Source organism: Myxococcus sp. MH1, assembly GCF_059738865.1.
The window spans coordinates 8,699,482-8,724,553 of record NZ_AP026947.1; the positions used below are offsets into that span (position 1 = coordinate 8,699,482).

The window sequence follows — 25,072 nt, forward strand, 5'->3', positions numbered from 1 at the left end:
ACCGTGGCAGGACCGCTGATTGCCAAAGAATTGCAGGCCAGCTTCCGCACCGCCCTGGAGGAGGCGCGGAAGATGGGCCACGAGTACCTGACGCTGGAGCACCTGCTCCTGGCGCTCACCAAGGACTCGCGCACCCGCGAGGTCCTCAAGGCGTGTGGGGCCAACGTCAAGCGCCTCCAAGAGAGGCTCGTCTCCTTCCTGGAGGAGACGGTCGAACGGCTGCCCGAGGACGCGGAGGCCGACCCCCAGCAGACCATCGGCGTGGAGCGGGTGCTCCACCGCGCCGCCATGCACGCCCTGTCCGCCGAGCAGAAGCTCATCGACGGCGGCGACGTGCTGGTGGCCCTCTTCCGCGAGGAGGAGAGCCACGCGCTCTACCTGCTCCAGCAGGAGGGCGTCACCCGGTTGGATTTGCTCAACTACATCTCCCACGGCATCTCCAAGGATGAGGCGGGCGAGGGCGAGGAGGGCGGCGCCGGCAACGGGCACGCGCCCGCGGGGGATGACGACGAGGAGGGCGAGTCGCCGCGCAAGAGCCCGCTGGAGACGTACACCACGCAGCTCAACATCGAGGCCAAGGAGGGGCGCATCGACCCGCTCATCGGCCGCGACAAGGAGCTGGAGCGCACCATCCAGGTGCTCTGCCGCCGCCGCAAGAACAACCCGCTCTACGTGGGTGAGGCCGGCGTGGGCAAGACGGCCATCGCCGAGGGCCTGGCGCTCTACATCCACGAGGGCCGCGTCCCCGAGCCCTTGAAGAACGCCATCGTCTACTCGCTGGACATGGGCTCCTTGCTCGCGGGCACCAAGTTCCGCGGTCAGTTCGAGGAGCGGCTCAAGGGCGTGCTCAAGGCGCTCCAGGAGCAGCCGGAGGCCATCCTCTTCATCGACGAGATCCACACGATTGTCGGCGCGGGCGCCACCAGCGGCGGCTCCATGGATGCGTCCAACATCCTCAAGCCGGCGCTCGCCAGCGGGAAGCTGCGCTGCATCGGGTCGACGACGTATCAGGAGTTCAAGTCCTCCTTCGAGAAGGACCGCGCGCTGTCGCGGCGCTTCCAGAAGATTGAAGTCGCCGAGCCCTCCGTCGAGGACACCGTCCTCATCCTGGAGGGGCTCAAGAGCCGCTACGAGGAGCACCACGGCGTGAAGTACACGCCCGAGGCGATTCGCGCGGCGGCGGAGCTGGCGGCCAAGCACATCAACGACCGGTTCCTGCCGGACAAGGCCATCGACGTCATCGACGAGACGGGCGCGGCGGAGAAGCTCAAGCCGGAGGGTGCGCGCACCAACACCGTCACCGGCGCGGACGTGGAGGCCGTCGTCGCCAAGATGGCGAAGATTCCCGCCAAGAGCGTGTCCGCGAGCGAGGGCGTCCAGCTCCAGAACCTGGAGAAGGAGCTGCAGGCGGTCATCTTCGGGCAGGACGGGGCCATCAAGGACCTGGTCAGCGCCATCAAGCTGGCGCGCTCGGGGCTGCGCGCGCCGGAGAAGCCCATCGGCTCGTTCCTCTTCTCGGGCCCCACGGGCGTGGGCAAGACGGAGCTGGCCAAGCAGCTGGCGCAGACGTTGGGCGTGGAGTTCCTGCGCTACGACATGAGCGAGTACTCGGAGAAGCACACGGTGAGCCGGCTCATCGGCGCGCCGCCGGGCTACGTCGGCTTCGACCAGGGCGGCCTGCTCACGGACGCGGTGCGCAAGCACCCGTACGCCGTGGTGGTGCTGGATGAAATCGAGAAGGCCCACCCGGACCTCTTCAACATCCTGCTCCAGGTGATGGACCACGCGACGCTGACGGACAACAACGGCCGCAAGGCCGACTTCCGCAACATCGTCCTCATCCTCACCACCAACGCGGGTGCCCAGGAGATGAGCACCAAGTCCATCGGCTTCGGCGACCTCGCGAAGCCCGCGGACGCGACGCGCGCGAAGAAGGCGATTGAGCGCACCTTCACGCCGGAGTTCCGCAACCGGCTGGACGGGTGGATCCTGTTCTCCGGCCTGCCGCCGGAAATCATCCTCAAGGTCGTGGACAAGGAAGTCCGCCTCCTCCAGAAGATGCTCGAGGAGCGCAAGGTGAAGCTGGAGCTGACGCCCGCCGCGCGCGCGTGGCTGGCCGAGCGTGGGTATGACCCGGCCTTCGGTGCCCGGCCCATGGCCCGCCTCGTGGACAACTCGCTCAAGAAGCCGCTCGCCGAGGCGCTGCTCTTCGGTGAGCTGAAGAACGGCGGCACCGCCCGCTACGACGTGGACAAGGGCGGCGACAAGCTGGACCTCCAGACGACCGCCGCCCCCGCCGAGCCCGTGCCGGCGTAGCGCCGCGCGAGCAAGGCCCTCGAAACGAACGAGGCCCCGATTCCCACCGTGGGAGTCGGGGCCTCTGACGTTTCCAGCAGCCGCGCTACTCGACGCGGTAGATCTTCACCGCGCTGGAGAGCTGCTCGGAGATGATTTGCAGCGTGGTGGCGGCCTCGCCGGTGGAGCCGATGCGGGCCACCGTCTCGTCCATCATCTTGGAGAGGTCGTTCACCGCCAGGGTGATTTGGTTGATGCCCACGTTCTGCTGGGACACCGCGGCGGCAATCTGACGGACGGCGGCGGCGTTGTCCTGGACGATGGAGGACAGCTCGCGCAGGTTCTGCCCGCTGGTGCGCACCTGGGCCAGGCCCGCCTCCATGCGCTCGGCGCCGCGCTCGGTGATTCGCACCGCGGCCGTCACCGAGTTGGCGATGTCGTCGAGCAGCTCCCGCACCCGCGTCGTCGCCTGGATGGACTGGTCCGCCAGCGCGCGAATCTCGCGCGCCACCACGCCGAAGCCCTTGCCGTGCTCGCCCGAGCGCACCGATTCAATCGCCGCGTTGAGCGCGAGCATGTTGGACTGGTCGGCCAGGTCCTTCACCGTCTGGGTGATGCCGCCAATCTGCTGCGTGCGCTCGCCCAGCTCGAGAATCTTCTGGGCAATCTCACCCACCTGGACGCGGATGTCGTTGAGGCCCGCCATCGTCTGCTCGATGGAGGCCTCGCCCGCGCGGGCCAGCGCGTCCGCGCGCTCGGCCACCGACAGCACGCTCTCCGCCTTCTGCGCGGCGAGCATGGAGGTCTGCTTGATTTCCTGGGCGGTGACCTGCGTCTCCTGGAGCGCGGCGGCCTGCCGGGAGATGGTCTGCGCCTGGTCCGTGGAGGACGTGTTGAGGTGCTCGGTGGACTGCGTCAGCGCCTGCGCGGCCTGCTGGAGGTTGAGCGTCACCTCGCGCAGCCGGGCCACCATCTGCGCGAAGGAGTTGGCCAGCCGGCCCACCTCGTCGCCGCTCTTGGCGTGGATGGGGCGCGTCAGGTCACCGGACTCGACGATGTGGCCGGCGACCTCCGTCAGCTCGCGCATGGGGCGCACGATGCTGCGCCCGAAGGCCGCCGCCACCGCCACGCCCAGCGCCACCAGCAACAGCGCGAAGCCCATCATCCGCCAGCGCAGCGCGGACACCAGGTCGTCGATGTGGTCGCGGGAGATGCCCACGTGCACCGTGCCCAGCCGGCCACCGGCCACGGGCGCCGCCACGTTCGAGGCGTGCAGCGTGCGGCCCTCGGTCTCGAACTCGAGCACCTCGCCCCAGCCGTTCTCCTCACTCACCTCGCCCTGCGCCACCGCGGACGCCTTCAGCGCTTCGGGGAAGGCGCCCGTCAGGCTGTGCGCCACCACGTTGCCGCCCGCGTCCGAGACGAAGACGTAGGCGACGTCCTCGCTGGTGCGCGAGACGTCCAGCAGGGGCTGGAGCGTGGTGAGGCCCATCTTCGCGCCCTGCTCCGCGGCCACCGCGAGGCTGCGGGCGAGCAGCTGGCCCTCGCCCATGTGGCTGGAGACGAGGTCCGCCTCCAGCCGCCGCGTGGCGATACCGGTGAGGATGGCGGCCACCGTCGCGCTGACGAGCGTGGTGACGAGGACGAGCTTCGGCGCCAGTCCGAGCGACTGACGGAACTGCTGGCCGAGCTGCGTGGTGAACGAGGTCTGTTCGGTGCTCACGGCATCACCACCCGGAAGACGTCGGGACGACACCCGCGAGGGCGCGGGGTGAATACAAACGACTCGGGACTACCAGCAAGCGGCCTGCGACGAACAGGGGGCACTGACGGGCTCATCGTCCCACCCCACCCTCTCCGCGCCCACCGGCCCGGAAGTTGGGGGGGATGCAGCTCTGGAGGATGAGCTCCGGCACCGAGGACAGGGGCACGCCCTGGTCCGTGGCGTGGATCTCCAGCGCCGCGCGGGGCATGCCGTAGACCACGGAGGTGGCCTCGTCCTGGGAGAAGGTGACACCGCCGGCCTTGCGGATGGCGAGCAGCCCGCGCGCGCCGTCCTCGCCCATGCCGGTGAGCACCACCCCGCCGCTGCGCCGGCCGAACGACGCCGCGAGCGACGACAGCAGCACGTCCCCGTTGGGGCACGGACCGCCCTTGCTGCGCTGCAGCCGCGCCAGCCCCGCCGGGTCCACCAGCAGGTCGTGCCCGTCCAGCGGGAAGTACACGCGGCCGGGCTCCAGCCGCTCGCCGTCCCGCGCCACGTCCACCGTCAGCGGCGTCACCTGCGACAGCCAGCGCACCATGCCCTGCGTGAAGCCCACGGTGATGTGCTGCGCGATGAGCAGCGGGACGGGCAGGTCCTTGGGCAGCTTGGAGAGCAGCTCCGCCAGGGCGGGCGGGCCACCGGTGGAGGCCACCACGCCGAAGACGTCCACGCGCGCGCCGATGGGCGGCGGCGTCACCACGTTGGCGCGCTGGCGCCGGGAGATGACCGGCACCTCCGCCATCAGGCACACCGAGTGGGCCAGGTCGCGCCCCCACCGGCGCAGCTCCTCCACGTTGGTGACGTTGGGCTTGCCGATGAGCTCCAGCGCGCCGGCGCTCATCGCCTGGAAGCCCAGGTCCACGCCGCGCTGCTCGGCCACCGCGCTCACCACCAGCACCCGCGCGGGGGCCTGGGACATGATGGCCGTAATCGCGCTGGGGCCGTCCAGGCCCGGCAAGAGCAGGTCCATGGTGATGACGTCCGGGCGCAGCAGGCGCGCCAGTTGCACGGCGCGGTTGCCGTCCCCGGCGCGGCCGACGACCTCGATGCGAGGGTCCTCGGTGAGCAGGGCCGTCAGTGTGTTCGCCATGGTGGGCGAGTCGTCCACCACGAGCACCCGGATGGGGCGTCGATTGTTCACGCGCGCGCTCCCCTGCGGCTCATGACGTCGAGCACCTCGGCGAGCAGGCGGCCCGCGGCGCACTCGCGCTTGCTCAGGTAGCCATCCGCTCCCGCCGCCAGGCCCCGCTCCCGCGCCGCCGCGCTGTCATGCGCGGAGACGAGGATGACCGGCAGCGACGCCGTCTCCCGTTTCTCCCGCAGGCGGGCGATGAGCTGGGTGCCGTCCATCTCCTCCATGTCCAGATCGCAGATGACGACGTCGTAGGTGTCCGTCGCCAGCCGGTCCAGCGCGCGGGCGCCGCTGGCCGCCAGGTGCACGCTGAAGCCGCCCGCCTCCAGCATGGCCCGGTGCAGCGCGCGCGCGGTGAGCGAGTCGTCCACCACCAGCGCCCGGCGCTGCGCCGTCACCTGCGTCTGGCCCGACTCCGTCACCAGCCAGTCCGGCCGGCAGATGAGCAAGAGCTCGCCTCGGCTCAGCGTCGCCGCGCCCTGCCACGCCGGCACGTCGCGGACCTCGGAGGGCAACGGCCGGATGACCAGGTCGCGGTCCCCCACCACCGCGTCCACGCCCAGCGCCACGCGCTTGCCTCCGCTCTGCACGATGAGCAGCGGCTGGCCTTCCGCGGGCGGCGCCAGCGCGCGCAGGCCCAGCCTGGCGCCCAGGTCCACCACCGGCAACAGCTGCCCCTGGTACTCCAGATGCGCCTTGCGCTTGCCCAGCCGCAGCGAGTCCGCGCGCGCCAGCTGCGTGGCCTCCACCGCCAGCATCGGCAGGCCCACCAGCTGCTCCAGCGCGCGCACCACCAGCACGGGCGAGCTGCCCAGGTCCACCGGCAGCGTCATCACGAACCGCGTGCCCTGGCCCGGCGTGCTGTTCACCTCGATGCGGCCCTGCAGGCCCTCCACCGACGCGCGCACCGCGTCCAGGCCCACGCCCCGGCCCGACGTGTCCGTCACGTCCGAGCGCGTGCTGAAACCCGGCCGGAAGATGAGGTCGCGCAGCTGGTTCTCGTTGAGCCGCTCCGCCTCGTCGGAGGCGATGACGCCGCGCGACTCGGCCACCTTGCGCACCCGCGTCACGTCGATGCCCGAGCCGTCGTCCGCGCACTCGAGGAAGAGCAGGTTGCCCTGCTGCTCCACGCGCAGCGTGAGCGCGCCCTCGTGGTGCTTGCCCGCCTTCTCGCGCTCGGACGGCAGCTCCAGGCCGTGGTCCACGGCGTTGCGGAGCAGGTGCACCAGCGCGCCCTGGAGCTTCTCCAACAGGCGCCGGTCCAAGGACAGCTCCGAGCCCACCACCGACAGCCGCGCCTCCTTGCCCAGCTGGCGCGACAAGTCACGCACCATGCGCTGCAGCGGGTCCAGGATGGTGCGCACCGGGCGCGTGGTGATGGCCTTGAGGCCCTCCTCCAGCGCGTCGACGATGTCGCTCGTCTCCTCGCCATCGGTGCGCAGCGAGCGCGACGTGCCGGACAGCAGCGTGCGCGCCTCGGCCGTCTCCGCCAGCAGGCCCTGCTTGGCCAGCACCGTCACCACGCGGTCCAGCTCGCGGCCGCGCTCCTCCACGCGCAGCCGCACCTCGCGCAGCCGCTCCACCTCGCGCATCAGCGCCGTCACCTGCCGCACGCTGACGCGCCAGCCCGTGTCCGCGGACTCCGCCTGCGGGTCCAGCTGGGCCGACAGCTCCAGGGACCCGGCGTCCTCCGAGGCGCCGTTCGTCTCTGGCTCCGCGGCGCCGTTCGAGCCCGCGGCCGCCTGCGCGCCCACCGACTCCGGCGCGGGGCCGTCCGCCACCAGCTGCGCCAGCGCGGCGGCCGGGTCCGGCAGCGAGTCCCCGCGTCCATCCGCGTGCGCCTGGGCGCGCAGCATGAACAGGTCCAGGCCGTGCAGCAGCACGTCCACCACGGACCGGGGCATCTTCTGCGTGGTGGCCTTCAGCGGCGCGAGCGCGTCCTCCAGCTTGTGGGCGATGTCGCCCAGGTCCTGCAGCCCCAGGCTGGACGCGCTGCCCTTGAGGGTGTGCAGGTGCCGGCCCAGCCGGACGTAGAGCTTCGCGAGCGCGCCCGAGTCCAGGCCCTCGCGCTCCAGCTCCAGCAGGTCCATGGTGACCTTCTGGATGACCTCCTGGGCCTCGACGGCGAACCCCGTGACGAGTCCCTGCAGCATCGGGTCAACGGGCATTGCGTCCTCCCGTCGAGCGGGTGGTGAACAGGCGCTTGAGGTCGATGAGGTGGATGAGCTGCCGGTCCTGGGTGAAGACCTCCATCACCGGCCCCTCGGCCCGCACGCGCGCGGCCTCCACCGCGCTCGCCGGCAGCGTGGTGGGGCGCGGAATGGCCTCGCAGTCCAGCGCGCACAGCTCGCCGTCGCCGCGGTCCACCACCAGCAGCACCGCCGGGTCCTGCCGCCAGCCGTGCCCGCCCAGCATGGACGCCAGGCTCAGCGCGGAGAGCACCTGGCCCTGGAAGCGCAGCACGCCCACCACATGCGGCGAGGACAGCGGCACCGGCGTCACCATCCGCAGGGGCAGCGCCGCGCGGAGCATCTCCAGCGACAGCGCGTAGCGCTCCTCGCCCAGCGGGAACTCGGCAATCCAGTGGACCGCCTCCTCCACCGTCGTCTCGGCCTGCTCGCGCAGACGCGAGGCGCGCCGCTCGAGCAGCTCGACGGCCTCCTGCTCCTGGGCCTCCTCCATGCTTCTGGGAAGGATTTTCATTCGAGGGCCCCTTGATTGAGGTAGGCGTCAGCGGACGCCTGATAGAACCGCGCCGGCAGGGCCTCGGGCCCGTCCACGAGGTGGTCCGGCGCCAGCCGCTCCGCGCGAACCTGCAGCGCGCGCATCAGCGGCACCGCCGCCTCGCGCGCCCCGGTGCGCTCCCGAAGCAGCGCGAGCTCGAGCAGCCCCGGCAGGTAGTCGGGAGCCTGACGCACCAGCGACTCCAGCACCGCCGCCGCGCCCTCCACGTCGCCCTCCTCGATGCGCTCCAGCGCCTCCAGGTGCAGCCGGGACGGCGGGGGCGGCGGCGTCACCCGCGCGGGCACCACCGGCACGGGCGTGGCCTTGGGCTTGCGGAACAACGGCGCGGGCGGCTCGGCGCGCTCCACCGGGCGCGACGCGGGCGCGGGCGTGGTCAGCTCACCGGGCGCCAGCATGCGGAAGGTCTGCAGCTCCGGCGGGCCCTCGCGCACCATGCCGGGCGGCACCCGGTCCGCCTCCACGGCGCCCAGGAACAGGAAGCCGCCCGGGTTGAGCGCCCGCGTCAAGAGCGAGATGGCCTGCTCGCGCGCGGCCGGGGAGAAGTACGTGAGCACGTTGCGGCAGAGGATGAAGTCGAAGCGGCCGAAGCGCTCGGGCAAGGGTGCCAGCAGGTTCCCCTGCGCGAAGGTGGTGATGCGGCGCACCACGGGGAGGATGGTGACCTGCCGCTCCGGCGCATCCAGGTAGAGCGGGAACAGCCGCGGCGCCGACTCGCGCCGGGACCAGGTGCCGTAGGACGCGCGCCGCGCCGTCTCCAGGCTGGCCTCGTGCAGGTCCGTGCCCAGCACCTCCACCGGGAAGCCGTGCGGCACCGACGCCAGCAGCGCCGCCGCCAGCGAGTAGGCCTCCTCGCCCGTGGCGCAGCCCGCGCTCCAGCCGCGCAGCGCGAGCGCGCCCTTGCGCAGCGCCGCCGGCACGCCCACCTGCGAGATGAAGCGGAAGTGCTCGGGCTGCCGGAAGAAGTACGTCTCCCCCACCAGCGCCGCGCGCACCAGCGTCCCGGACAGGGGCGACTGGGGGAAGAGCATCTCCCCCAGGAGGTCCGCCGACGAGCGTCCGCGCGCGAGTTCCTGGCGCACCACGCGCTCCATGGCCTCGGAGGCGATGGCGTCGTCGCGGAAGCCGGTGATGGAGGACACCACTTCCCGCGCTCGGGTCAGAAGCCGCGGGTCGAGCTCTGCGCTCATGCGCTCCGCCTGGCCTCCGCGGCCTCCACCATCTTGGGCAGGTCCTGCAACAGGCCCCGCGCCACGAACACCCGCGGGTCCAGGATGGGCAATAGGTGCCCCCCGGCGCGCAACATCCCGATGAGCCCCTCGCGCAGCGGACCATGGTCCGTGCCGCCCACGCGCTCGCGCCGGTCGATGTCCGCCGCCGCGTACTCCTCCGGGTCCTTCACCGTGTCCACCGCGAGCGCCAGCGCCACCCCGTCCACCTGGATGACCACCAGCATCCGCTCCACGCGCGGCAGCGAGTGCTCCACGCTCAGGCGGCGCGCCACGTCCAGCACGCACAGCGCCTCGCCGCGCACCTCCACGTATTCGCGCAGGTACGAGGGCGCCGTGGGCAACGGCCGCGTCGCCGGATGCAGCAGCACCTCGCGCACCGCGTCCAGCGGCACCGCGAACTCCAGCGTGCCCACCGTCACCCGCAACACCAGGAGCGAGCCGGTGCGCGCGCGGCGGCGCGAGTTGGCCAGCGCCTCCCCCACCGCGTGCAAGAGCTCATCCGCGCGGAAGGGCTTGGCCAGGAACGTCTCCGCGCCCAACCCCAGACACGCCTCCGCGCGCGACTTCTCCGAGGAGATGATGATGACCGGGATGTCCGACGTGGCCGGGTCCGCCTTCATCCGCTGGAGGACCTCGTCGCCGTCCATCTCCGGCATCGACAGGTCCAGCAGCACCGCGGCGGGCCTGAGGCGGGAGACCTTCTCCAGCGCCTCGCGGCCGTTGCTCGCGGTGTGGATGGTGTAGTGGCCGGAGAGGATGGCGCGCTCGAGCGCCAGGATGGCGTCGCTGTCGTCGACGAGCAGCAGGGACGGCAGGCTCACGGCATCAAGCCTTGGTCAAGAACTGACGGACGGTCTCCGTCAGCTCGTGGTGGGAGACCGGCTTCTGGATGAACGCGTTGGCGCCCGCCTCCGTGCCCCGCTGGCGCAGGGCAACGTCCTTCTCCGCCGTCAGCAGCAGGATGGGCACGGTGCGCAGCTGCGCGTTCTTGCTGGCCCGGACCTCCTTGACGAAGGTGATGCCGTCCATCCCGGGCATGTTGATGTCCGCGATGACCAGATTCACCGGGACGAGTTTGAGGAGTTGCAGCGCACGAGATGCATCTTCCGCCTCCACCGTCCCTACCTTGAGGTTCATGAGGTAGATCTTGACGATGTTCCGAACGGTCGGGCTGTCGTCCACCAGCAAGATGTTGGTGCTGTTGGTGCTCACGGTGCCACGGCTCCTGCGCAGGGGTTGGGCCAATGCGGCCGTCCCCTGCGAAACGTGGGAGGACTCTACCGTGAGCGCTCTCACGGGAGAAAGCGGGGGGACCTGTCCGCATTCACGGCGGGCGGGCAGGTGTCGGATGACCTCGACGCCGGGAGCGGGTGGCGCCTACTCGCTCGGAGGCTTGGTGCCTGCGGGCTGGGCTCCCGCCACGGACTCCGGGGGCACCGGTGGCGCACCCACGGCGTGATAACCACCGTCCACGTGGATCATTTCGCCCGTGGTGGAGGGCAGCCAGTCCGACAGCAGGGCACACGCCGTCCTGGACACCATGTCGTGGCTGTCCTTGGCGCTCCAGCCCAGTGGGGCCTGGGTACCCCACCCCGCCTCCAGCGCCTTGAAGCCCGGGATGCCCTTGGCGGCCATGGTGGACAAGGGACCCGCCGCCAGCGCGTTGACCCGGATGCCCTTGGGGCCCAGGTCCCTGGCCAGGTAGCGGACGGTGGACTCCAGCGCGGCCTTGCACACGCCCATCCAGTCGTAGATGGGCCACGCGACGCGGTTGTCGAAGTCCAGCGTCACGATGGAGCCGCCCGGCGGCATCAGCGGCACGCACGCCACCGCGAGCTCCTTGAGGGAGAACGCGGAGATGCGGAACGCCGTCTGGACACTCTCCCAGGGCGTGTTGAGGAAGTTGCCGCCCAGGGCGTCGTCCGGGGCGTAGGCGATGCCGTGGAGCACGCCGTCCACGCGGTCCCAGCGCTGCTTGAGCGACTCGGTGAGCGCCTTGAAGTGCTCGGGGTTCGTGACGTCCAGCTCCAGCACCTCGAGCCCCGGCTTGAGGCGCTTGGCGCTGCGCTCGGTGAGGGACTTGGCCCGACCGAAGCCCGTCAGGAGGATGTCCGCGCCCTGCTGGAGCGCGTGCTCGGCGATGCCATAGGCGAGGGACTGGGGGGTGAGCACCCCGGTGATGAGCAGCTTCTTGCCCTGGAGCAGCATGTGAGGCGGCCTCTTGGGAGGGAGAAGGGGTTGGGGGAGCGGGCTGTCTAGCACTCCTTTCGACCGAAACGGGACGAAACGGGTGCTGGGAGTCCCCGGGTGTCGGGGTGTTCCCAGGTGAAGCTGGGCTCAACAGCGGCATGACTTGGCCTGCTCCCCTGAACAGGCCCCTCCCCTGGGGTGCCGCCAGGGCCCAACAAAGACGCCTCGAAAAACCCCCAACGGGGCGGTCATCCAGTAAAAGACGACACCGCCATGGCGAACTTCCAGGACTCGTTCCTTTCCGGCGCCAACATCGACTTCATCGAGGGGCTCTACGCCCGCTACCTCGAGGACCCCGCCAGCGTGGATGCAAGCTGGCGAGAGATCTTCGAGCGAAACGATGGCGCCGGCCGTCCCATCTTCAGCACGAAGCTCTTGGAGGTGCCCGCGGCGGCCGTCGCGCCCGGCAAGGGCAACGGCAAGGCCGCGGGTGCCGCCCAGGCCCCCGCCGCCGCGCCGGCCGCGGCCCCCGTCGCCGCCCAGAGCACCGCCCAGGCCCAGGCGCTGGAGCTGCAGTCCAAGGTGGACCAGGCGCTCTTCGCGTTCCGGCTGCGCGGCCACCTGCGCGCCGACCTGGATCCGCTGAACCGTCCGCGTCCCGCGCTCGCCCACGTGGCGGACGTGAGCATGGTGGATGACGGCCACTTCTCGCCCAAGGAGCGCGAGCAGGAAGTGGAGACGCACAACGTCTTCCCGCAGCAGAAGGTGAAGCTGGACGAGCTGCTCGCGCGCCTGCACCGCACGTACACGGGCAGCGTCGGCGTGGAGTTCATGCAGATCCTCGACAGCGAGCGCCGCCGCTGGCTGATGCAGCGGATGGAGCACAGCGAGAACCGCACGGCGTTCTCCGTGGAGGACCAGCGGCACATCCTCACCAAGCTGTCCTACGCGGAGGGCTTCGAGAACTTCCTGCACACCAAGTACGTGGGCGCCAAGCGCTTCAGCCTGGACGGCGGCGAGGCCCTCATCCCCATGCTGGACGCCATCGCCGAGGTGGGCAGCGGCCTGGGGCTGAAGGAGGTCGTCATCGGCATGGCCCACCGCGGCCGCCTCAACGTGCTGACGAACATCCTGGGCAAGCAGCCGGGACAGATCTTCAGCGAGTTCGACGGCCCCAAGGACCCCCGGGCGTACCTGGGCCGCGGCGACGTGAAGTACCACATGGGCTTCTCGTCGGACCACACCACGCGCCAGGGCAAGAACGTGCACCTGTCGCTCGCGTTCAATCCCAGCCACCTGGAGGCCGTCAACCCGGTGGTCGAGGGCCGCGTGCGCGCCAAGCAGGAGCGCTTCGGCGACACCGAGCGCGTGGGCGTGATGCCCCTGCTCATCCACGGCGACGCGGCCTTCATGGGCCAGGGCGTCGTCGCGGAGACGCTCAACCTGTCGGGCCTCAAGGGCTACACGACGGGCGGCACGCTCCACGTCGTCATCAACAACCAGGTCGGCTTCACCACCGACCCCCACGACTCGCGCTCCTCCATCTACGCCACCGCCATCGCGCAGATGCTGGACATCCCCGTGTTCCACGTGAACGGCGATGACCCGGAGGCCTGCGTGCACGTGGCGCGGCTGGCGGCGGAGTACCGCCAGACGTTCCACAGCGACGTGGTCATCGACCTCATCTGCTACCGCCGCTACGGCCACAACGAGGGCGACGACCCCTCGTTCACCCAGCCGGCGATGTACGACATCATCCGCAAGCACCCGACGGTGCGCACGCGCTACGCGAAGGCGCTGGCGGACGCCAACCGCATCAGCGCGGAGGAGTCGGAGGCCATCAAGCAGCGCTGCCTGGCGGAGTTCGACGCGGCGCTGACCCGCGCGCGCCAGGAGAGCGAGTTCAAGGAGCCCAGCGCGCTGGAGGGCCTGTGGAAGGCCTACCAGGGCGGCTCGGTGAAGAACGCGCCCCAGGTGTCCACCGCCGTGGACAAGGCGAAGCTGCGCGACGCGCTCCAGCGGCTGTGCACGGTGCCCGAGGGCTTCCACGTGCACCGCGACGTGGAGCGCACCGTCATCAAGAAGCGCCTGGGCATGCTCGACAGCGAGGAGCTGCAGTGGAGCGAGGGCGAGTCGCTGGCGTACGCCACGCTGCTCTCCGAGGGCCACCCGGTGCGCCTGTCCGGCCAGGACTGCGAGCGCGGCACGTTCAGCCACCGCCACGCGGTGCTGCACGACGTGCAGACGGGCGCCAAGTACACGCCCCTGCAGCAGTTCTCCACCGGCCGCGCCAGCTTCCAGGTCGTCAACAGCGCCCTGTCGGAGATGGGCGTGCTCGGCTTCGAGTACGGCTACAGCCTGGACGTCCCGGACGGCCTCACCCTCTGGGAGGCCCAGTTCGGCGACTTCGCCAACGGCGCTCAAATCATCATCGACCAGTTCATCGCCGCCGCCGAGAGCAAGTGGCGCCGGCTGAGCGGAATCACGCTGCTGTTGCCACACAGCTACGAGGGCCAGGGCCCCGAGCACTCCAGCGCGCGCCTGGAGCGCTTCCTGGACCTGTCCGCCGAGGACAACATCCAGGTCTGCTACCCCACGACGCCCGCGCAGATCTTCCACCTCCTGCGCCGTCAGGTGGTGCGCCCGGTGCGCAAGCCCCTGGTCATCATGTCGCCCAAGAGCCTGCTGCGCCGGCCGGAGGCCACCAGCAAGGTGGACGAGCTGGCCACGGGCGGCTTCCAGGAGGTCATCCTGGACAGCGTGGCGCCCGCGGGCGTGACGCGGCTGCTCTTGTGCAGCGGCAAGGTGTACTACGACCTGGTGAAGGCGCGGAACGAGCGCAAGGACGACAGCATCGCCATCGTCCGGGTGGAGCAGCTCTACCCGTTCCCGGCGGACGAGCTGGCGAACCTGGTGGCGAAGCTGCCCAGGCTCGCGGAGGTCTACTGGGTGCAGGAGGAGCCCCGCAACGCGGGCGCGTGGCACTTCATGTTCCCGCGCCTGCATGACCTGGTGTCGTCGCGCTCGCAGCAACCCGTGAAGTTGGGCTACATCGGGCGCGCGGAGGCCGCCAGCCCCGCAACCGGCTTCCCGAAGACTCACGAAATCGAGCAGCAGCTCATCATCGAGGAAGCCATCTTCCGAGGGACCAAGAATGGCCGTTGAACTGAAAGTACCCCCCCTGGGCGAGTCCATCACCGAGGCCGTCGTCGGCAAGTGGAACAAGAAGCCGGGTGACGCGGTGTCCGCGGACGAGCCGCTCGTCGTCCTGGAGACCGACAAGGTCACCATCGACGTGCCCGCGCCCGCGGCCGGTTCCCTGGCGTCCGTCGCCTTCAAGGAAGGTGACAAGGTGCGCGTGGGCGACGTGCTCGGCCTCATCGAGGCCGGTGCCGGCGCCGCCGCCAAGCCCGCGGCGGCCGCCGCTCCCGCCGCTCCGGCGGCCGCGCCCGTCGCCGCCGCGCCCGCGCAGGACGCTGCGTCCGACGCGCGCATCACCCCCACCGCCAGGAAGATGGCGGAGGAGAACAAGGTCGACGTCAGCCAGCTGAAGGGCAGCGGCGCCGGCGGCCGCATCACCAAGGAGGACGTGCTCGGTCAGCTCAACCGCCCGGCCGCGCCCTCCCAGCCCGCCGCCCCGGCCCAGCCCGCGGGCCCCCGCCCCAACGCCGCGCGCGAGGAGCGCGTGCGCATGACGCCGCTTCGCAAGCGCGTCGCCGAGCGCCTGGTCCAGGCCCAGTCCAACGCCGCCCTGCTCACCACCTTCAACGAGGTGGACATGGGCGAGGTGATGGCGCTGCGCAAGAAGTACAACGACAAGTTCCAGGCCAGGCACGGCGTGAAGCTCGGCTTCATGAGCTTCTTCGTCCGCGCGTCCATCGAGGCCCTCAAGGCCTTCCCCCAGGTCAACGCGGAGATCGACGGCGAAGACGTCATCTTCAAGCACTACTACGACATCGGCGTGGCGGTGAGCGGCAGCCGCGGCCTGGTCGTGCCGGTCATCCGCAACGCGGACAAGCTGTCCCTGGCGGAGCTGGAGAAGGGCGTGGGCGACCTGGGCACCCGGGCGCGCAACGACAAGCTCACCCTGCCGGAGCTGCAGGGCGGCACCTTCACGATTACCAACGGCGGCATCTTCGGCTCCATGCTGTCCACGCCCATCATCAACCCGCCGCAGACGGGCATCCTGGGCATGCACAACATCGTCGAGCGCCCCGTCGCCCGCGACGGCCAGGTGGTCATCCGGCCCATCATGTACGTGGCCCTCACCTACGACCACCGCCTCATCGACGGCCGCGAGGCCGTCCAGTTCCTCGTGCGCGTGAAGGAGTGCATCGAGGACCCCGAGCGGCTCCTGCTCGACGTCTGAGGCCGCCAACGCGACGCGTCAGTATTGACTGAGATGCCCGGCCTCAATGCAAACCGGGCATTTCAGGTCGCTGGCTGGACTTCCAGGCAGGCGTTTCACTAAAACCGGACATGTCTCCCGGTCGTCGGGGGGCGGGAAGAACGGGCGACTCTCACGCGTCGCCCCGCGAGACTGAAGGAAGTGCAATGGCAACCGGTACCGTGAAGTGGTTCAACGACGCGAAGGGCTTCGGCTTCATCACCCAGGACGGCGGTGGTGAGGACGTGTTCTGCCACCACACCGCCATCAACATGGACGGCTTCCGCACCCTCGCCGAGGGTCAGAAGGTGGAGTTCGAAGTGACGCGTGGCCCCAAGGGCCTGCAGGCGCAGAACGTTCGCGCCGCCTGAGACGTCGTTGCGATGAGCCCTTCCCCGCGAGGGGCTCACGAACGGAGGCCCGGCCCCTGTCCCCAGGGAACCGGGCCTCTTGCTTTCCGGAGCGTCCCCCGGGCGCGCGGACGCGCCCGGGCCCGCGCCCGTCACAGGTTCTTCTTGAAGTGCTCCATCACGCGCTCCCACTGGCGCTGCTTCACCAGCGGGTCGGGCACCATGTGCGTCAGGCCGCTCAGCGGGAGCAGCTCGTGCGGCTTGCCGGCGCGGAACAGGGCGTCGCTCAGCTTCAGCGTGTGGAAGAAGTAGACGTTGTCATCCGCGGTGCCGTGGATGAGCAAGAGCTTGCCGATGGGCTTGTCCGCCTTGGCGTAGGTGAGCAGCGAGCTCTTCTCGTACGCCTCGGGGTGCTCCTGGGGCAGGCCCAGGTAGCGCTCGGTGTAGTGCGTGTCGTAGTCGAGCCAGTCCACCACGGGGGCGCCGGACACCGCGGCCTTGAAGACGTCCGGGCGCTTGAGGGCGGCCAGCGCGGCCATGTAGCCGCCGAAGCTCCAGCCCTGGATGCCCACGCGCTTGAGGTCCAGCTCGGGCAGTTCCTTGGCCAGCGCCTGGAGCGCGTCCACCTGGTCATCCAGGGTGACGGTGGCGAAGTCGTACTTCACCTCCCGCTCCCAGGCGGCGCCGCGCAGGGGGGTGCCGCGCACGTCGAACTTCACGACGAGGAAGCCCTGGTCCGCCATCCACTGGGACATCAGGTGCGCGGCCATGCTGTGGTGCACCACGGTGGTGGTGGGGCCGCCGTAGATGTCGACGATGACGGGCAGCTTCTTGCCGGGCTTGAAGTCGCGCGGGCGGGTGATGGACGCCCAGTAGCGCTTGGGGCCCACCTGCCTGAGCTCCGTGTTGGGGACGAAGGGCGGCTCCTGCGCCACCTCCGGCAGCTGGCCCACGCGCGTGCCGTCCGCGCGCAGCACCTCCGTGCGGCTCATGCTCTTGAGACTGGACGTGTTGACGACGAACACCCCGCCGTCGCGCGAGGCGGAGCCACCCTCGATGCCCTCGCCGTTCTTCGTCACGCGCTCGGGCACCCCGCCGTCCTTCACGCGCCAGAACACGCTCTGCGTGGGGTTGGGGCCGCCGTTGAAGAACAGCGTGCGGTCCTTCTGCACGAAGCGCGTCATGCCCCGGAAGCCCGCGTCCGGCTTGACGAAGCTCTTGTCGAGCGAGCCGTCCGCCTTTCGCAGCTCCACCTCCGGGCCGCCGTTGCGCTCGGTGTACCAGAGGAAGCCCGAGCCATCGTCCAGCCACAGCGGGAAGTCCTGGTCCAGGTTGAGCCAGGCCGAATCCTTCTCCACCAGCAGCTCCCGCGTCTTGCCCGTGGCCGGGTCGACGGCGAGCAGCTGCTGCTCCGTCTGGACGCGGTTCTGCACCAGGATGGTGAGCGGGCCGCCCTTGGGCCACACCACGGTGGCCAGGTACGGGTACTTCGCCGCGTCCCACTGCACCCACGTCGTCTTGCCACCGGTGACGGCCGTGACGCCCAGGCGCACCTTGGCGTTGGGCTTGCCGGGGCGCGGGTACGCGAAGATTTCGCCGCCGCGCTCGGGGTGCATCACGTCGACGATGGTGAGCTTCTCCACCTCCGAGGTGTCGGATTCGGTGTAGGCGACGCGCCTGGCGTCGGGGCTCCACCAGTAGCCGGAGAAGCGGCTCATCTCCTCCTGGGCGACGAACTCGGCCACGCCGTGCGTCTTCTCGGCGGTGCCTCCCTTCGTCACGCGCTGCTCCTTGTTCGCCGCGATGTCGATTCGGTAGACGTCGTTCTCGCGGACGTAGGCCACCTGCTTGCCGTCCTGGGAGAAGCGCGGGTCCAGCACGCCGGGGCCCGTCTTGAGCTCGGTCACCTTGCCGCTCGCGCGCTCGACGACATAGAGCCGGCCGGAGAGCGGGACGAGCAGGCGCGTGCCGTCGTCGGAGATCTGGTACGAGGTGAAGCCCCGGGCGCTGACGCGCATGCGCTCACGGCGGGCCTTCTCCTCGGGGGTGAGCGTCTCCTCGGTGCCCTTGAGCAGCGCCTCGGGGGTGAGCACCTCCTTCACCTCCCCGGTCGCCACGTCGAACGCATAGAGCGTCTGGACGTTGGAGGTGTCCTGGGTGCGCAGGAAGAGGACCTGCTTCTCGTCCGGGGTGACCCGTACGCTCACCGGGCGGCCGCTGGAGAAGTTGCGGGTCTCCGACAGCTGCCTCAAGAAGGGGTCTTGCGAGTGCGCCGTCTGGGGCATGGTGAGGGGCTTCATCTCCTGGGCGTATACGGGCGCGCTCACGAAAATGAGCGCTGCGGCGAGGACCTGGCGCATGCGTAGTCGAACTCCCGCCAGCGGCGGGGCTCCTTTCACGGAAAGGTGCGGGGAAGCCTACACTCGGCCGCCGCGCAAGCTGAGCAAACCCGCGACGGACGCGAGGATTCCCGAGGCATGAAGACCGACGACGACGCCCTGCTCCACCTGCGCCTGGCGGGCATCATCCGGCTGGGGCTGGGAGGCGGCCGGGGGCCGACGGACGCGTACGTCTTCGACCCCCACCGGCTCGCCCTGCCCTCCTGGGCCATGGCCCTGGGGGACACCGGGCCCGCCGCGCTGCTCGTCACGCTGGACCGTCACCTGGACGTGGTGGTGCCCCGGAGGCCGGAGGCGGTGCCGGACCGCTCGGCGGGCCTGCGAGCGCTGGATGAGCACGCCCGGTGGGAGTTGGACGTGCGCAACTACGACCACATCCTCGCGGCGATGGAGGCGGGGCTGGTGGCGGATGCGTTGTTCATCGCCCGGACGCGGCCCCGGGGCGCCTTCGCGGGGGACACCTACGTGGACACGCGAGGCCGCTCGCACCGACTGGTGGTGGTGCCCACGGTGGACCGCGCGTCCGAGGCGTGGAGCCACCCTGCTCCGGGTGACGCGGTGCGGGACGTGCTGGAGGACGCGGAGCGGGTGCTGCTGGACGTGGACCTGGACTGCTTCACCTCGCTGAGCGACGCGGACCCGACGACGGTGCTGCCCTGGCCGCGCGCCATCATCCGAGAGTTCCTCCTGCCCGACGGCTCCGAGCCCTTCTGGGACGCGGTGCTCCAGCGCGCGGTGGCGCTGACGCTCGCGAGGGAGCCGCACCACTGCGGCGGACTGCTCGCGTCCGGGGAGCTGTTCCGGGATGTCGCCGAGGTGTTGTTCCGGGAGCTCTTGCGCGTCGAGCCGCCGTGAGCGGCTACAGCGGTGAGTCGAGGAAGCTGGGGCGCAGGTCCGTCACCTGGCCGCCGGCGAACGTGAAGCGGCTGCCGATGGGAGGCCGGTCGCCGTTGAGCACGTAGCCGAAGTCGATTCGGAACGGGTTGACGTTGAACTGAGGGAAGAGCAGCCGCAGGCCCACGCCCACGGACGTCACCATGTCCGGCCTGTCGTTGAACGCGCTGCCCGAGTCGAGGAAGAGCACGCCGCCCACGTGCACGGTCTTGATGACCAGCGGCGCGGTGCGGTACTCCACGTTCACGAGCAACATCCGCTTGCCGGAGTACTCGTCCGCGGACGCGCCGCGAAGGCCGTTGCCTCCACCGAGGAGCGTCACCCGGTCGAACAGGTCGTCGATGTTGACGTCCAGCAGGCCGCGCGCGACGAAGCGTCCTCCGAGCACCTTGGGCGACACCTGCGTCAGCTCCGCGGCCCAGTGGCGGTTGTTCCAGGTCGCCGCGTCGCCCATCTGTCGACGGATGGAGCCGGAGGCGGCGACAGTGGTGAGCGCCTCGCCCCAGCGCAGGCGGTAGCGCGCGGCCAGCCCTGCCTCCGTGAAGTGCGTGTCGTCACCGAAGACGGGCGGCGCGTAGCGCAGCGTCGCGGAGAGCCAGTGCCCCATCTGGTAGTCCTCGGAGAGGACATAGGAGTCCACGTCGCGGAGGACTTCGTAGCGGGCCTCGAAGGCGCGCAGGGACATGGACACGTAGCCCGCGTCCTCGGCGCGCGGCAGGTAGTTGCGCCGGAACCAGGCGGACTGGTCCTCGGTCAACATCGACGACCTCGGCGGGTCGTAGGCGTAGTGGTACGCGCCCACGGAGCCGCTCAGGTTGAGCTTGTAGCGCAGGCCGAAGGAGCGCGTGTACGAGGCCGCGCCCGCGACCTCCTCCGTCCGGTACACGTAGGGCACCGTCGGGCCACCGGGGAACGGGAGCTGCCAGATGTCCGCGCCCCGGTAGACGCGATTGGTCTCCACGTTCCACGCCACGGATGAGCTGACGCTCCACGGCGTCGACAGCGAGTAGAGGGGCCGGCTCACGGAGACGCTGCCCCGCGAGCCCTCGGCCTGGCCGCTCTCGCGTCCGATGATGATGGCGGCGGACTCGGTGAACGACCAGCGACTGCCCAGCACGCGCGGGTCGGTGTAGCTCTGTCCGAGGCTGAGCGTGTCCAGGCGCAGGATGAAGTCCACCGCGAGCTTCTTGCCCCGGCCCAGGAAGTTCTGCTCCGTGCCCTGCAGCCGCAGGTACTGGAGCAGCGAGCCGACCGCGGAGAAGTCGCTGTTGAGTCGTAGCGACCAGATGTCCTTGGTGACGACGAGCAGCGACACCGTGCCGGGCGTCTTGCCGACGAGCGGGACGACTCGCACCACGGAGAACAGGCGCAGTGCGCGCAGGTTGCGCGCCGTCTCCTCCGCGAGGCGCGTGGAGTAGGGCTGACCGAGCGGCAGCAGCACCTCGCGCCGGACGACCTCGTCGCGCGTGCGCACGTGGAAGATGTTGAGGAAGTCAGGATACGGGTCGCTCTCGGCCACCACCTCCTCGGTGTCCACGAGCACATCCGAGAGCGGCTTTCCTTCCGGGGAGGGGGCCACCTGGCGGCCATGCCGGACGAGCGACTCGACGACGAGGGCCTCCTCGTAGTTCTCCTGCGTCAGCCCGGGTGCGCGCGCGGGTGGAGGCTCCACCGTGGCGCCCTCGGGCTGCTCACCCTGCTGTGTCGCGACGGGCGCGTCCGGCGGCGGAGTCGCGACGACGGGAGCCGGTGTCTCGGAGACGGGCTCCGCCAGTTCGCTTTGCTGCGTCACGCCCAGTAGCGGCGACGCAACGGCGGGAGTCGGGGTCTCCGAGACGGGCTCCGCCAGTTCGCTTTGCTGCGTCGCGACGAGCGCGACCCGTGGCGGAGACGCAACGACAGGCGCCCGCTTCTCGGGGCTGGGGGCCGCCTGCACGCCCTGTGGCGTCGCGACAAGCGCGGCAGGTGACAGCAACGCGACGACAGGCTCCGCCTGGAGTGGAGTCAGGGCAAGAGGAACGACGATGAGGGCAACCAGTGGTAGCGCCACCCCACCATCCTGGCATGCGCCGCATTCCTGGCGAGCATCTTCATCGCGGGAAGCTCGGATGGCGCGGTTCGTCGACGTCGGCCCCCTCCGTGATGTCCGGGCTATCGCTCGGGCGAGAACCGCCCAGGTCCAAGGACCCCAGACAGCACCACCACGTGCACGGAGCACCGCCTTCGGTGCGGCTCCTGGCGCGGGCCTCTCGGTGGTGGCTGTCGCCCGAGTCGCAGGACGACCAGGGCCCTGTGTCGGAACCGAATCCGCCGCGCGGAGCCTCCCGAGCAACGGGCCCGCTGGCAGCACGCTCGCCGTCGAAAACCCTCGGGAAATGCCGCTGTAATACCGCGCGAAAGGTGGCGTCTTCCTCGATGAACGGTGGGTCGCGGCTCGTGGGTCCTCGAGCGCTCGCCCCCGGAGCCATCTATTCCTGGAGGTCCCTTTCCCCATGTCGGGTTCACACAGCCACGCGCCCACGTCACACGGCCGAGCCTTCGCGCTCGGCGTCACGCTCAACCTGGCCTTCGTGGCCATCGAGGCGCTGTACGGCTTCCTCTCCGGCTCGCTGGCGCTGCTCGCGGACGCGGGCCACAACCTGAGCGACGTGCTGGGGCTCGTGCTCGCCTGGGGCGCCAGCATCCTCGCCCGACGCCAGCCCACCGAGCGGCGCAGCTACGGCCTGCGCGGTGCCTCCATCCTCGCGGCCCTCTTCAACGCGCTCATCCTGCTGGTCGCTGTCGGCGCCATCGGCTGGGAAGCCCTCCGCCGCTTCGGCGAGCCAGCGCCCGTCGCCAGCCTCACCGTCATGAGCGTCGCGGGCATCGGCGTCGTCATCAACACCGCCACGGCCCTGCTGTTCTGGAAGGGGCGCAGGAACGACCTCAACGTGCGGGGCGCGTTCCTGCACATGGCGGCCGACGCGGGCGTGTCGCTCGCCGTGGTGCTCAGCGGCGCGCTCATCTACTTCACGGGGCAGGCGTGGCTGGACCCGGTGGTGACGCTCGGCATCGCGCTGCTCATCCTCGTCAGCACGTGGAGGCTGCTGGTGGACTCCTTCAACCTCGCGCTGCAGGCCGTTCCCGCGAACATCGACCTGGGCGCGGTGCGAAGCCTCATGACGCAGGCGCCCGGCGTCACCGGCGTGCACGACCTCCACGTCTGGGCCTTGAGCACCACCGAGTCGGCCCTCACCGCCCACCTCGTGGTGGATGCGCCGTCCGGTGACGAGGCGCTCGCCCCCTCGCTGAAGGCCCGGCTGCACGACACGTTCGGCATCGAGCACGTCACACTCCAACTCGAACCCGCGCTCGCCGCGACCTGCCACCCCTGCGCCCCTGGTGACACCCGCCACGCCGCATGCGCCTGACGGCACCGTGCGAGTCCGGCCCCGCCGCCGACCTCGAGTCCCTCGCCCTGAAGATGCCCCCCTCGCCAGCGCCCCGCCGAGACCTCCGATGACCCCGACCCTGCGAACCCACTTCGACCTCGAGCTGCGCCGCGCCGAGCAAGCCCATGCACGCGGTGCCCATCAAGACGCCTGGCGCTTCCTGGAGCGCGCCCACATCCTGAGTCAGGCCCATGCGTGGCCCCACCTGCGCGTCCACGGCGCCATGTTCCGTTGGGCCGTTCGACACGGAGACTGGCGGGAGCTGCTCGGACAGTTGCCGCGACTCATCCTGGCCGCGCCGGGCTCGTGGCTCGGTCGCGCGCCGCTGGGCAACACGGGCGGCGCCAACGTGGGCATCTTCACACCCATGGACATCCCCGAGGACCTCCGCGCCATCCTGACCGCGCGATAACTCCCCGCGTCGAAGTGACATCCCGCGTCGAACGGCCTTCGACCAAGGCCCGTGACGAACGCGGCACGCGATGCGGGCACGGACTGACGCTAGGCTCCCGCGCGGGTGGAGTCACTCCACCTGGGGGGCACGCCGCATGACCACGTCGGACGCCGCGCACCGTCAGCCATCATCTCGCCTGCCGAAATCGCTTCCGGAGCTGCAGGCCCTGCGCGCATGGCGCGAGCCCATCTCCGGCCCCGCGCACTTCCACGTGGAGCCGACAGACATCTTCGTCGCCACCTATCCCAAGTGCGGAACCACGTGGACGCAGCAAATCGTCCACGGCCTGCGCACGCGCGGCGACATGGGCTTCGAGGAGATCTCCCTCGTCGTCCCGTGGCTGGAGAGCCCACCCCTCCCGGGCGTCGACCTCGCGGGGCCCCAGGTCGCCCGCCCCCGCGCGTTCAAGACGCACCTGCATTGGGAGCGGGTGCCGAAGGGCGGGCGCTACATCCACGTGATGCGAGACCCGGCGGACACGCTCACGTCCTTCTACCACTACGTGAACGGCTGGATGTTCGAGCCCGACTCCGTCAGCGTGGAGGAGTTCTGCTTCGGCATCTTCCTGAAGGACGCGCGCTTCGGCCGCTATTGGGAACACCTGCGCGCCTGGTGGAGCGTCCGCGAGCGCGACGACGTGCTGCTGCTCGCCTACGAGGACATGAAGGAGGACCTAGCGTCCGCGGTCCGACGCATCGGCGCCTTCATGGGCATCCCCCTGGACGACGCGCTCGTCGCTCTCGTGACGAAGCAGTCCACCTTCGAGTTCATGCACGCGCACGAGTCCCAGTTCGACGACCACCCGACGACCGAGGCCGTCAATCGACTCACCGCGCTCCCACCCGAGGTCCAGACCACCAAGGTCCGAGCCGGCCGCGTGGGAGACTCCTCGGAGCTGTCCGCGGCGGTGCACGACGCGCTCGCCGCGACCTGGCGCGCGGACATCGAGGTGCCACTCGGAATCCCCTCCTATGCACGGCTTCGCCAGCAACTGCGGTCATCCCCACCCGCTCAAGCCCGGACGAGGCGCTCGTAGCCCAGCGCCTCCAGCACGTCCTCATGACCCGCGAGCGCCGTGTTGATCTCCTCCAGGTCCGCGGCGCTCATGCGTCCGAGCGAGTCCCCGTTGAAGTCACGGATGGTGCTGCGCTCGCCCATGATGTCGAACGCGCGGCCGACATCCAGCCGCCCCAGCTCCGGGATGTACTCGAGGATTCTCGCGGCGATGGTCTCCGGGGACTGACAGAGGTCCTCGTACCGGAAGAAGAGCGAGCCTCGCAGCACGGCCCGGTTGCGGAGCTGCAGCCGGCTGGAGCGCACCCAATGCGCCGTCGCGACGGACAGCGGATAGCCGCGCTTGCGCCGCACGCCCTCGGCGAAGGCATACGGACTGCGCACCGAGACGATGAACCGCGCGGGCGCGAACTGCTCCTGCAACAGCGGCGCGGCCATCACCATGGGCGGGCTCTTCTCCACGAGCACCGCCTTGCCCAAATCCCACGCGCGATGCCAGACGGCCTTGATGCGCTCCCAGTGGTAGCGCTGGGGGTCCGCGAACTTCGCCTCGTTCGTCGTCCAGTTGCGAAGCTCGTCCGACTCGGTGTCGGGGATGGGCATCGCCTCCGGGTCATCCCGGTGCACCAGCCACTGTCCCTCGTGGTTCATCGAGTCGAAGACGGAGACCTGGTCCGACGTGGCCAGCAGCCGCACCAGCAACGTGCTGCCGCTGTTGTTCGGACAGATGACGAATGTGTACAGCGGCGACCTGCGCACCACCTGCTCCACGAATCACCCCCGGGAC

Annotated in this window: 19 protein-coding genes; 8 read left to right on the plus strand and 11 right to left on the minus strand. The window is 70.3% G+C overall.

All coding sequences use genetic code 11. The features are described from left to right. The first annotated feature begins 3 nt into the window (after positions 1 to 3). Positions 4 to 2,316, plus strand: a complete 2,313-nt coding sequence (clpA, locus tag AC6JA9_RS34305; protein ID WP_223781625.1) for an ATP-dependent Clp protease ATP-binding subunit ClpA — start codon at positions 4 to 6, stop codon at positions 2,314 to 2,316. A gap of 85 nt (positions 2,317 to 2,401) precedes the next feature. On the opposite strand, the gene AC6JA9_RS34310 is transcribed toward clpA, so the two are convergent. The 8 genes from AC6JA9_RS34310 to fabI form a co-directional block, all read right to left on the minus strand. After that, a complete protein-coding gene (locus AC6JA9_RS34310) occupies positions 2,402 to 4,018 on the minus strand; it encodes a methyl-accepting chemotaxis protein (protein ID WP_223748419.1) in 1,617 nt (538 codons plus the stop codon). A gap of 112 nt (positions 4,019 to 4,130) precedes the next feature. After that, positions 4,131 to 5,201, minus strand: a complete 1,071-nt coding sequence (locus AC6JA9_RS34315) for a chemotaxis protein CheB (protein ID WP_497958408.1) — start codon at positions 5,199 to 5,201, stop codon at positions 4,131 to 4,133. Further along, complete coding sequence (locus AC6JA9_RS34320; RefSeq protein WP_223748418.1) at positions 5,198 to 7,360, minus strand: hybrid sensor histidine kinase/response regulator; 2,163 nt, start codon at positions 7,358 to 7,360, stop codon at positions 5,198 to 5,200. Before AC6JA9_RS34320 ends, AC6JA9_RS34315 begins: the two co-directional genes overlap by 4 nt. Then, positions 7,350 to 7,895, minus strand: coding sequence for a chemotaxis protein CheW (locus tag AC6JA9_RS34325; protein ID WP_141330172.1), 546 nt, complete (start codon positions 7,893 to 7,895; stop codon positions 7,350 to 7,352). Before AC6JA9_RS34325 ends, AC6JA9_RS34320 begins: the two co-directional genes overlap by 11 nt. Continuing rightward, positions 7,892 to 9,124, minus strand: a complete 1,233-nt coding sequence (locus tag AC6JA9_RS34330; protein WP_497958409.1) for a CheR family methyltransferase — start codon at positions 9,122 to 9,124, stop codon at positions 7,892 to 7,894. The genes AC6JA9_RS34325 and AC6JA9_RS34330 overlap by 4 nt, the downstream gene beginning before the upstream one ends. Further along, positions 9,121 to 9,987, minus strand: coding sequence for a response regulator (locus tag AC6JA9_RS34335; protein ID WP_141330176.1), 867 nt, complete (start codon positions 9,985 to 9,987; stop codon positions 9,121 to 9,123). The genes AC6JA9_RS34330 and AC6JA9_RS34335 overlap by 4 nt, the downstream gene beginning before the upstream one ends. Before the next feature lie 4 nt (positions 9,988 to 9,991). Next, entirely contained in the window at positions 9,992 to 10,378 is a 387-nt protein-coding gene (locus tag AC6JA9_RS34340) for a response regulator (RefSeq protein ID WP_141330178.1), read from the minus strand. 165 nt (positions 10,379 to 10,543) lie between these two features. Continuing rightward, positions 10,544 to 11,374 carry an enoyl-ACP reductase FabI gene (fabI, locus tag AC6JA9_RS34345; RefSeq protein WP_223748416.1) on the minus strand — a complete coding sequence of 277 codons (831 nt, stop codon included), beginning with the start codon at positions 11,372 to 11,374 and terminating at the stop codon, positions 10,544 to 10,546. Positions 11,375 to 11,629: 255 nt separating this feature from the next. Between fabI and AC6JA9_RS34350 the strand changes: the two genes are divergently transcribed. From AC6JA9_RS34350 to AC6JA9_RS34360, 3 genes are all read left to right on the plus strand, one after another. Further along, positions 11,630 to 14,521: a 2-oxoglutarate dehydrogenase E1 component gene (locus AC6JA9_RS34350; protein ID WP_497958410.1), complete on the plus strand. Its 2,892-nt coding sequence runs from the start codon at positions 11,630 to 11,632 to the stop codon at positions 14,519 to 14,521. Then, positions 14,511 to 15,725, plus strand: a complete 1,215-nt coding sequence (gene odhB / locus AC6JA9_RS34355; RefSeq protein WP_473571290.1) for a 2-oxoglutarate dehydrogenase complex dihydrolipoyllysine-residue succinyltransferase — start codon at positions 14,511 to 14,513, stop codon at positions 15,723 to 15,725. The genes AC6JA9_RS34350 and odhB overlap by 11 nt, the downstream gene beginning before the upstream one ends. Positions 15,726 to 15,910: 185 nt before the next feature. After that, the gene (locus AC6JA9_RS34360) at positions 15,911 to 16,114 is read left to right on the plus strand and encodes a cold-shock protein (protein ID WP_141332297.1); all 204 of its coding nucleotides are present in this window, start codon (positions 15,911 to 15,913) and stop codon (positions 16,112 to 16,114) included. 131 nt (positions 16,115 to 16,245) lie between these two features. Here the strand turns inward: AC6JA9_RS34360 and AC6JA9_RS34365 are convergent, their stop codons facing one another. Continuing rightward, positions 16,246 to 18,453, minus strand: a complete 2,208-nt coding sequence (locus tag AC6JA9_RS34365; protein ID WP_223748413.1) for an alpha/beta fold hydrolase — start codon at positions 18,451 to 18,453, stop codon at positions 16,246 to 16,248. A 117-nt stretch (positions 18,454 to 18,570) separates the two neighbouring features. Between AC6JA9_RS34365 and AC6JA9_RS34370 the strand changes: the two genes are divergently transcribed. After that, complete coding sequence (locus tag AC6JA9_RS34370; RefSeq protein ID WP_408889326.1) at positions 18,571 to 19,347, plus strand: hypothetical protein; 777 nt, start codon at positions 18,571 to 18,573, stop codon at positions 19,345 to 19,347. 4 nt (positions 19,348 to 19,351) lie between these two features. Here AC6JA9_RS34370 and AC6JA9_RS34375 read toward each other — a convergent pair whose 3' ends face one another. Next, the gene (locus AC6JA9_RS34375; protein WP_497958411.1) at positions 19,352 to 21,178 is read right to left on the minus strand and encodes a BamA/TamA family outer membrane protein; all 1,827 of its coding nucleotides are present in this window, start codon (positions 21,176 to 21,178) and stop codon (positions 19,352 to 19,354) included. A 700-nt stretch (positions 21,179 to 21,878) separates the two neighbouring features. Here AC6JA9_RS34375 and AC6JA9_RS34380 point away from each other — a divergent pair. The 3 genes from AC6JA9_RS34380 to AC6JA9_RS34390 all read left to right on the plus strand — a co-directional run bounded on the left by AC6JA9_RS34380 (position 21,879) and on the right by AC6JA9_RS34390 (position 24,307). Then, positions 21,879 to 22,796 carry a cation diffusion facilitator family transporter gene (locus tag AC6JA9_RS34380; RefSeq protein ID WP_497958412.1) on the plus strand — a complete coding sequence of 306 codons (918 nt, stop codon included), beginning with the start codon at positions 21,879 to 21,881 and terminating at the stop codon, positions 22,794 to 22,796. An 88-nt stretch (positions 22,797 to 22,884) separates the two neighbouring features. Continuing rightward, a complete protein-coding gene (locus AC6JA9_RS34385; protein WP_473571284.1) occupies positions 22,885 to 23,229 on the plus strand; it encodes a DUF3703 domain-containing protein in 345 nt (114 codons plus the stop codon). Between the two features lie 136 nt (positions 23,230 to 23,365). Next, the gene (locus AC6JA9_RS34390) at positions 23,366 to 24,307 is read left to right on the plus strand and encodes a sulfotransferase domain-containing protein (RefSeq protein WP_473571282.1); all 942 of its coding nucleotides are present in this window, start codon (positions 23,366 to 23,368) and stop codon (positions 24,305 to 24,307) included. Here the strand turns inward: AC6JA9_RS34390 and AC6JA9_RS34395 are convergent. Continuing rightward, positions 24,283 to 25,044 carry a sulfotransferase gene (locus AC6JA9_RS34395; protein WP_223748408.1) on the minus strand — a complete coding sequence of 254 codons (762 nt, stop codon included), beginning with the start codon at positions 25,042 to 25,044 and terminating at the stop codon, positions 24,283 to 24,285. The genes AC6JA9_RS34390 and AC6JA9_RS34395 overlap by 25 nt on opposite strands. Positions 25,045 to 25,072 lie beyond the last annotated feature (28 nt).

Bases quoted from the DNA above. Each gene is read 5' to 3' on its own strand.
- AC6JA9_RS34320 (WP_223748418.1), bottom strand. From the start codon at position 7,360: ATGCCCGTTGACCCGATGCTGCAGGGACTCGTCACGGGGTTCGCCGTC.
- AC6JA9_RS34325 (WP_141330172.1), bottom strand. From the start codon at position 7,895: ATGAAAATCCTTCCCAGAAGCATGGAGGAGGCCCAGGAGCAGGAGGCC.
- AC6JA9_RS34330 (WP_497958409.1), bottom strand. From the start codon at position 9,124: ATGAGCGCAGAGCTCGACCCGCGGCTTCTGACCCGAGCGCGGGAAGTG.
- fabI (WP_223748416.1), bottom strand. From the start codon at position 11,374: ATGCTGCTCCAGGGCAAGAAGCTGCTCATCACCGGGGTGCTCACCCCC.
- AC6JA9_RS34350 (WP_497958410.1), top strand. From the start codon at position 11,630: ATGGCGAACTTCCAGGACTCGTTCCTTTCCGGCGCCAACATCGACTTC.
- odhB (WP_473571290.1), top strand. From the start codon at position 14,511: ATGGCCGTTGAACTGAAAGTACCCCCCCTGGGCGAGTCCATCACCGAG.
- AC6JA9_RS34360 (WP_141332297.1), top strand. From the start codon at position 15,911: ATGGCAACCGGTACCGTGAAGTGGTTCAACGACGCGAAGGGCTTCGGC.
- AC6JA9_RS34365 (WP_223748413.1), bottom strand. From the start codon at position 18,453: ATGCGCCAGGTCCTCGCCGCAGCGCTCATTTTCGTGAGCGCGCCCGTA.
- AC6JA9_RS34370 (WP_408889326.1), top strand. From the start codon at position 18,571: ATGAAGACCGACGACGACGCCCTGCTCCACCTGCGCCTGGCGGGCATC.
- AC6JA9_RS34380 (WP_497958412.1), top strand. From the start codon at position 21,879: ATGTCGGGTTCACACAGCCACGCGCCCACGTCACACGGCCGAGCCTTC.
- AC6JA9_RS34385 (WP_473571284.1), top strand. From the start codon at position 22,885: ATGACCCCGACCCTGCGAACCCACTTCGACCTCGAGCTGCGCCGCGCC.
- AC6JA9_RS34390 (WP_473571282.1), top strand. From the start codon at position 23,366: ATGACCACGTCGGACGCCGCGCACCGTCAGCCATCATCTCGCCTGCCG.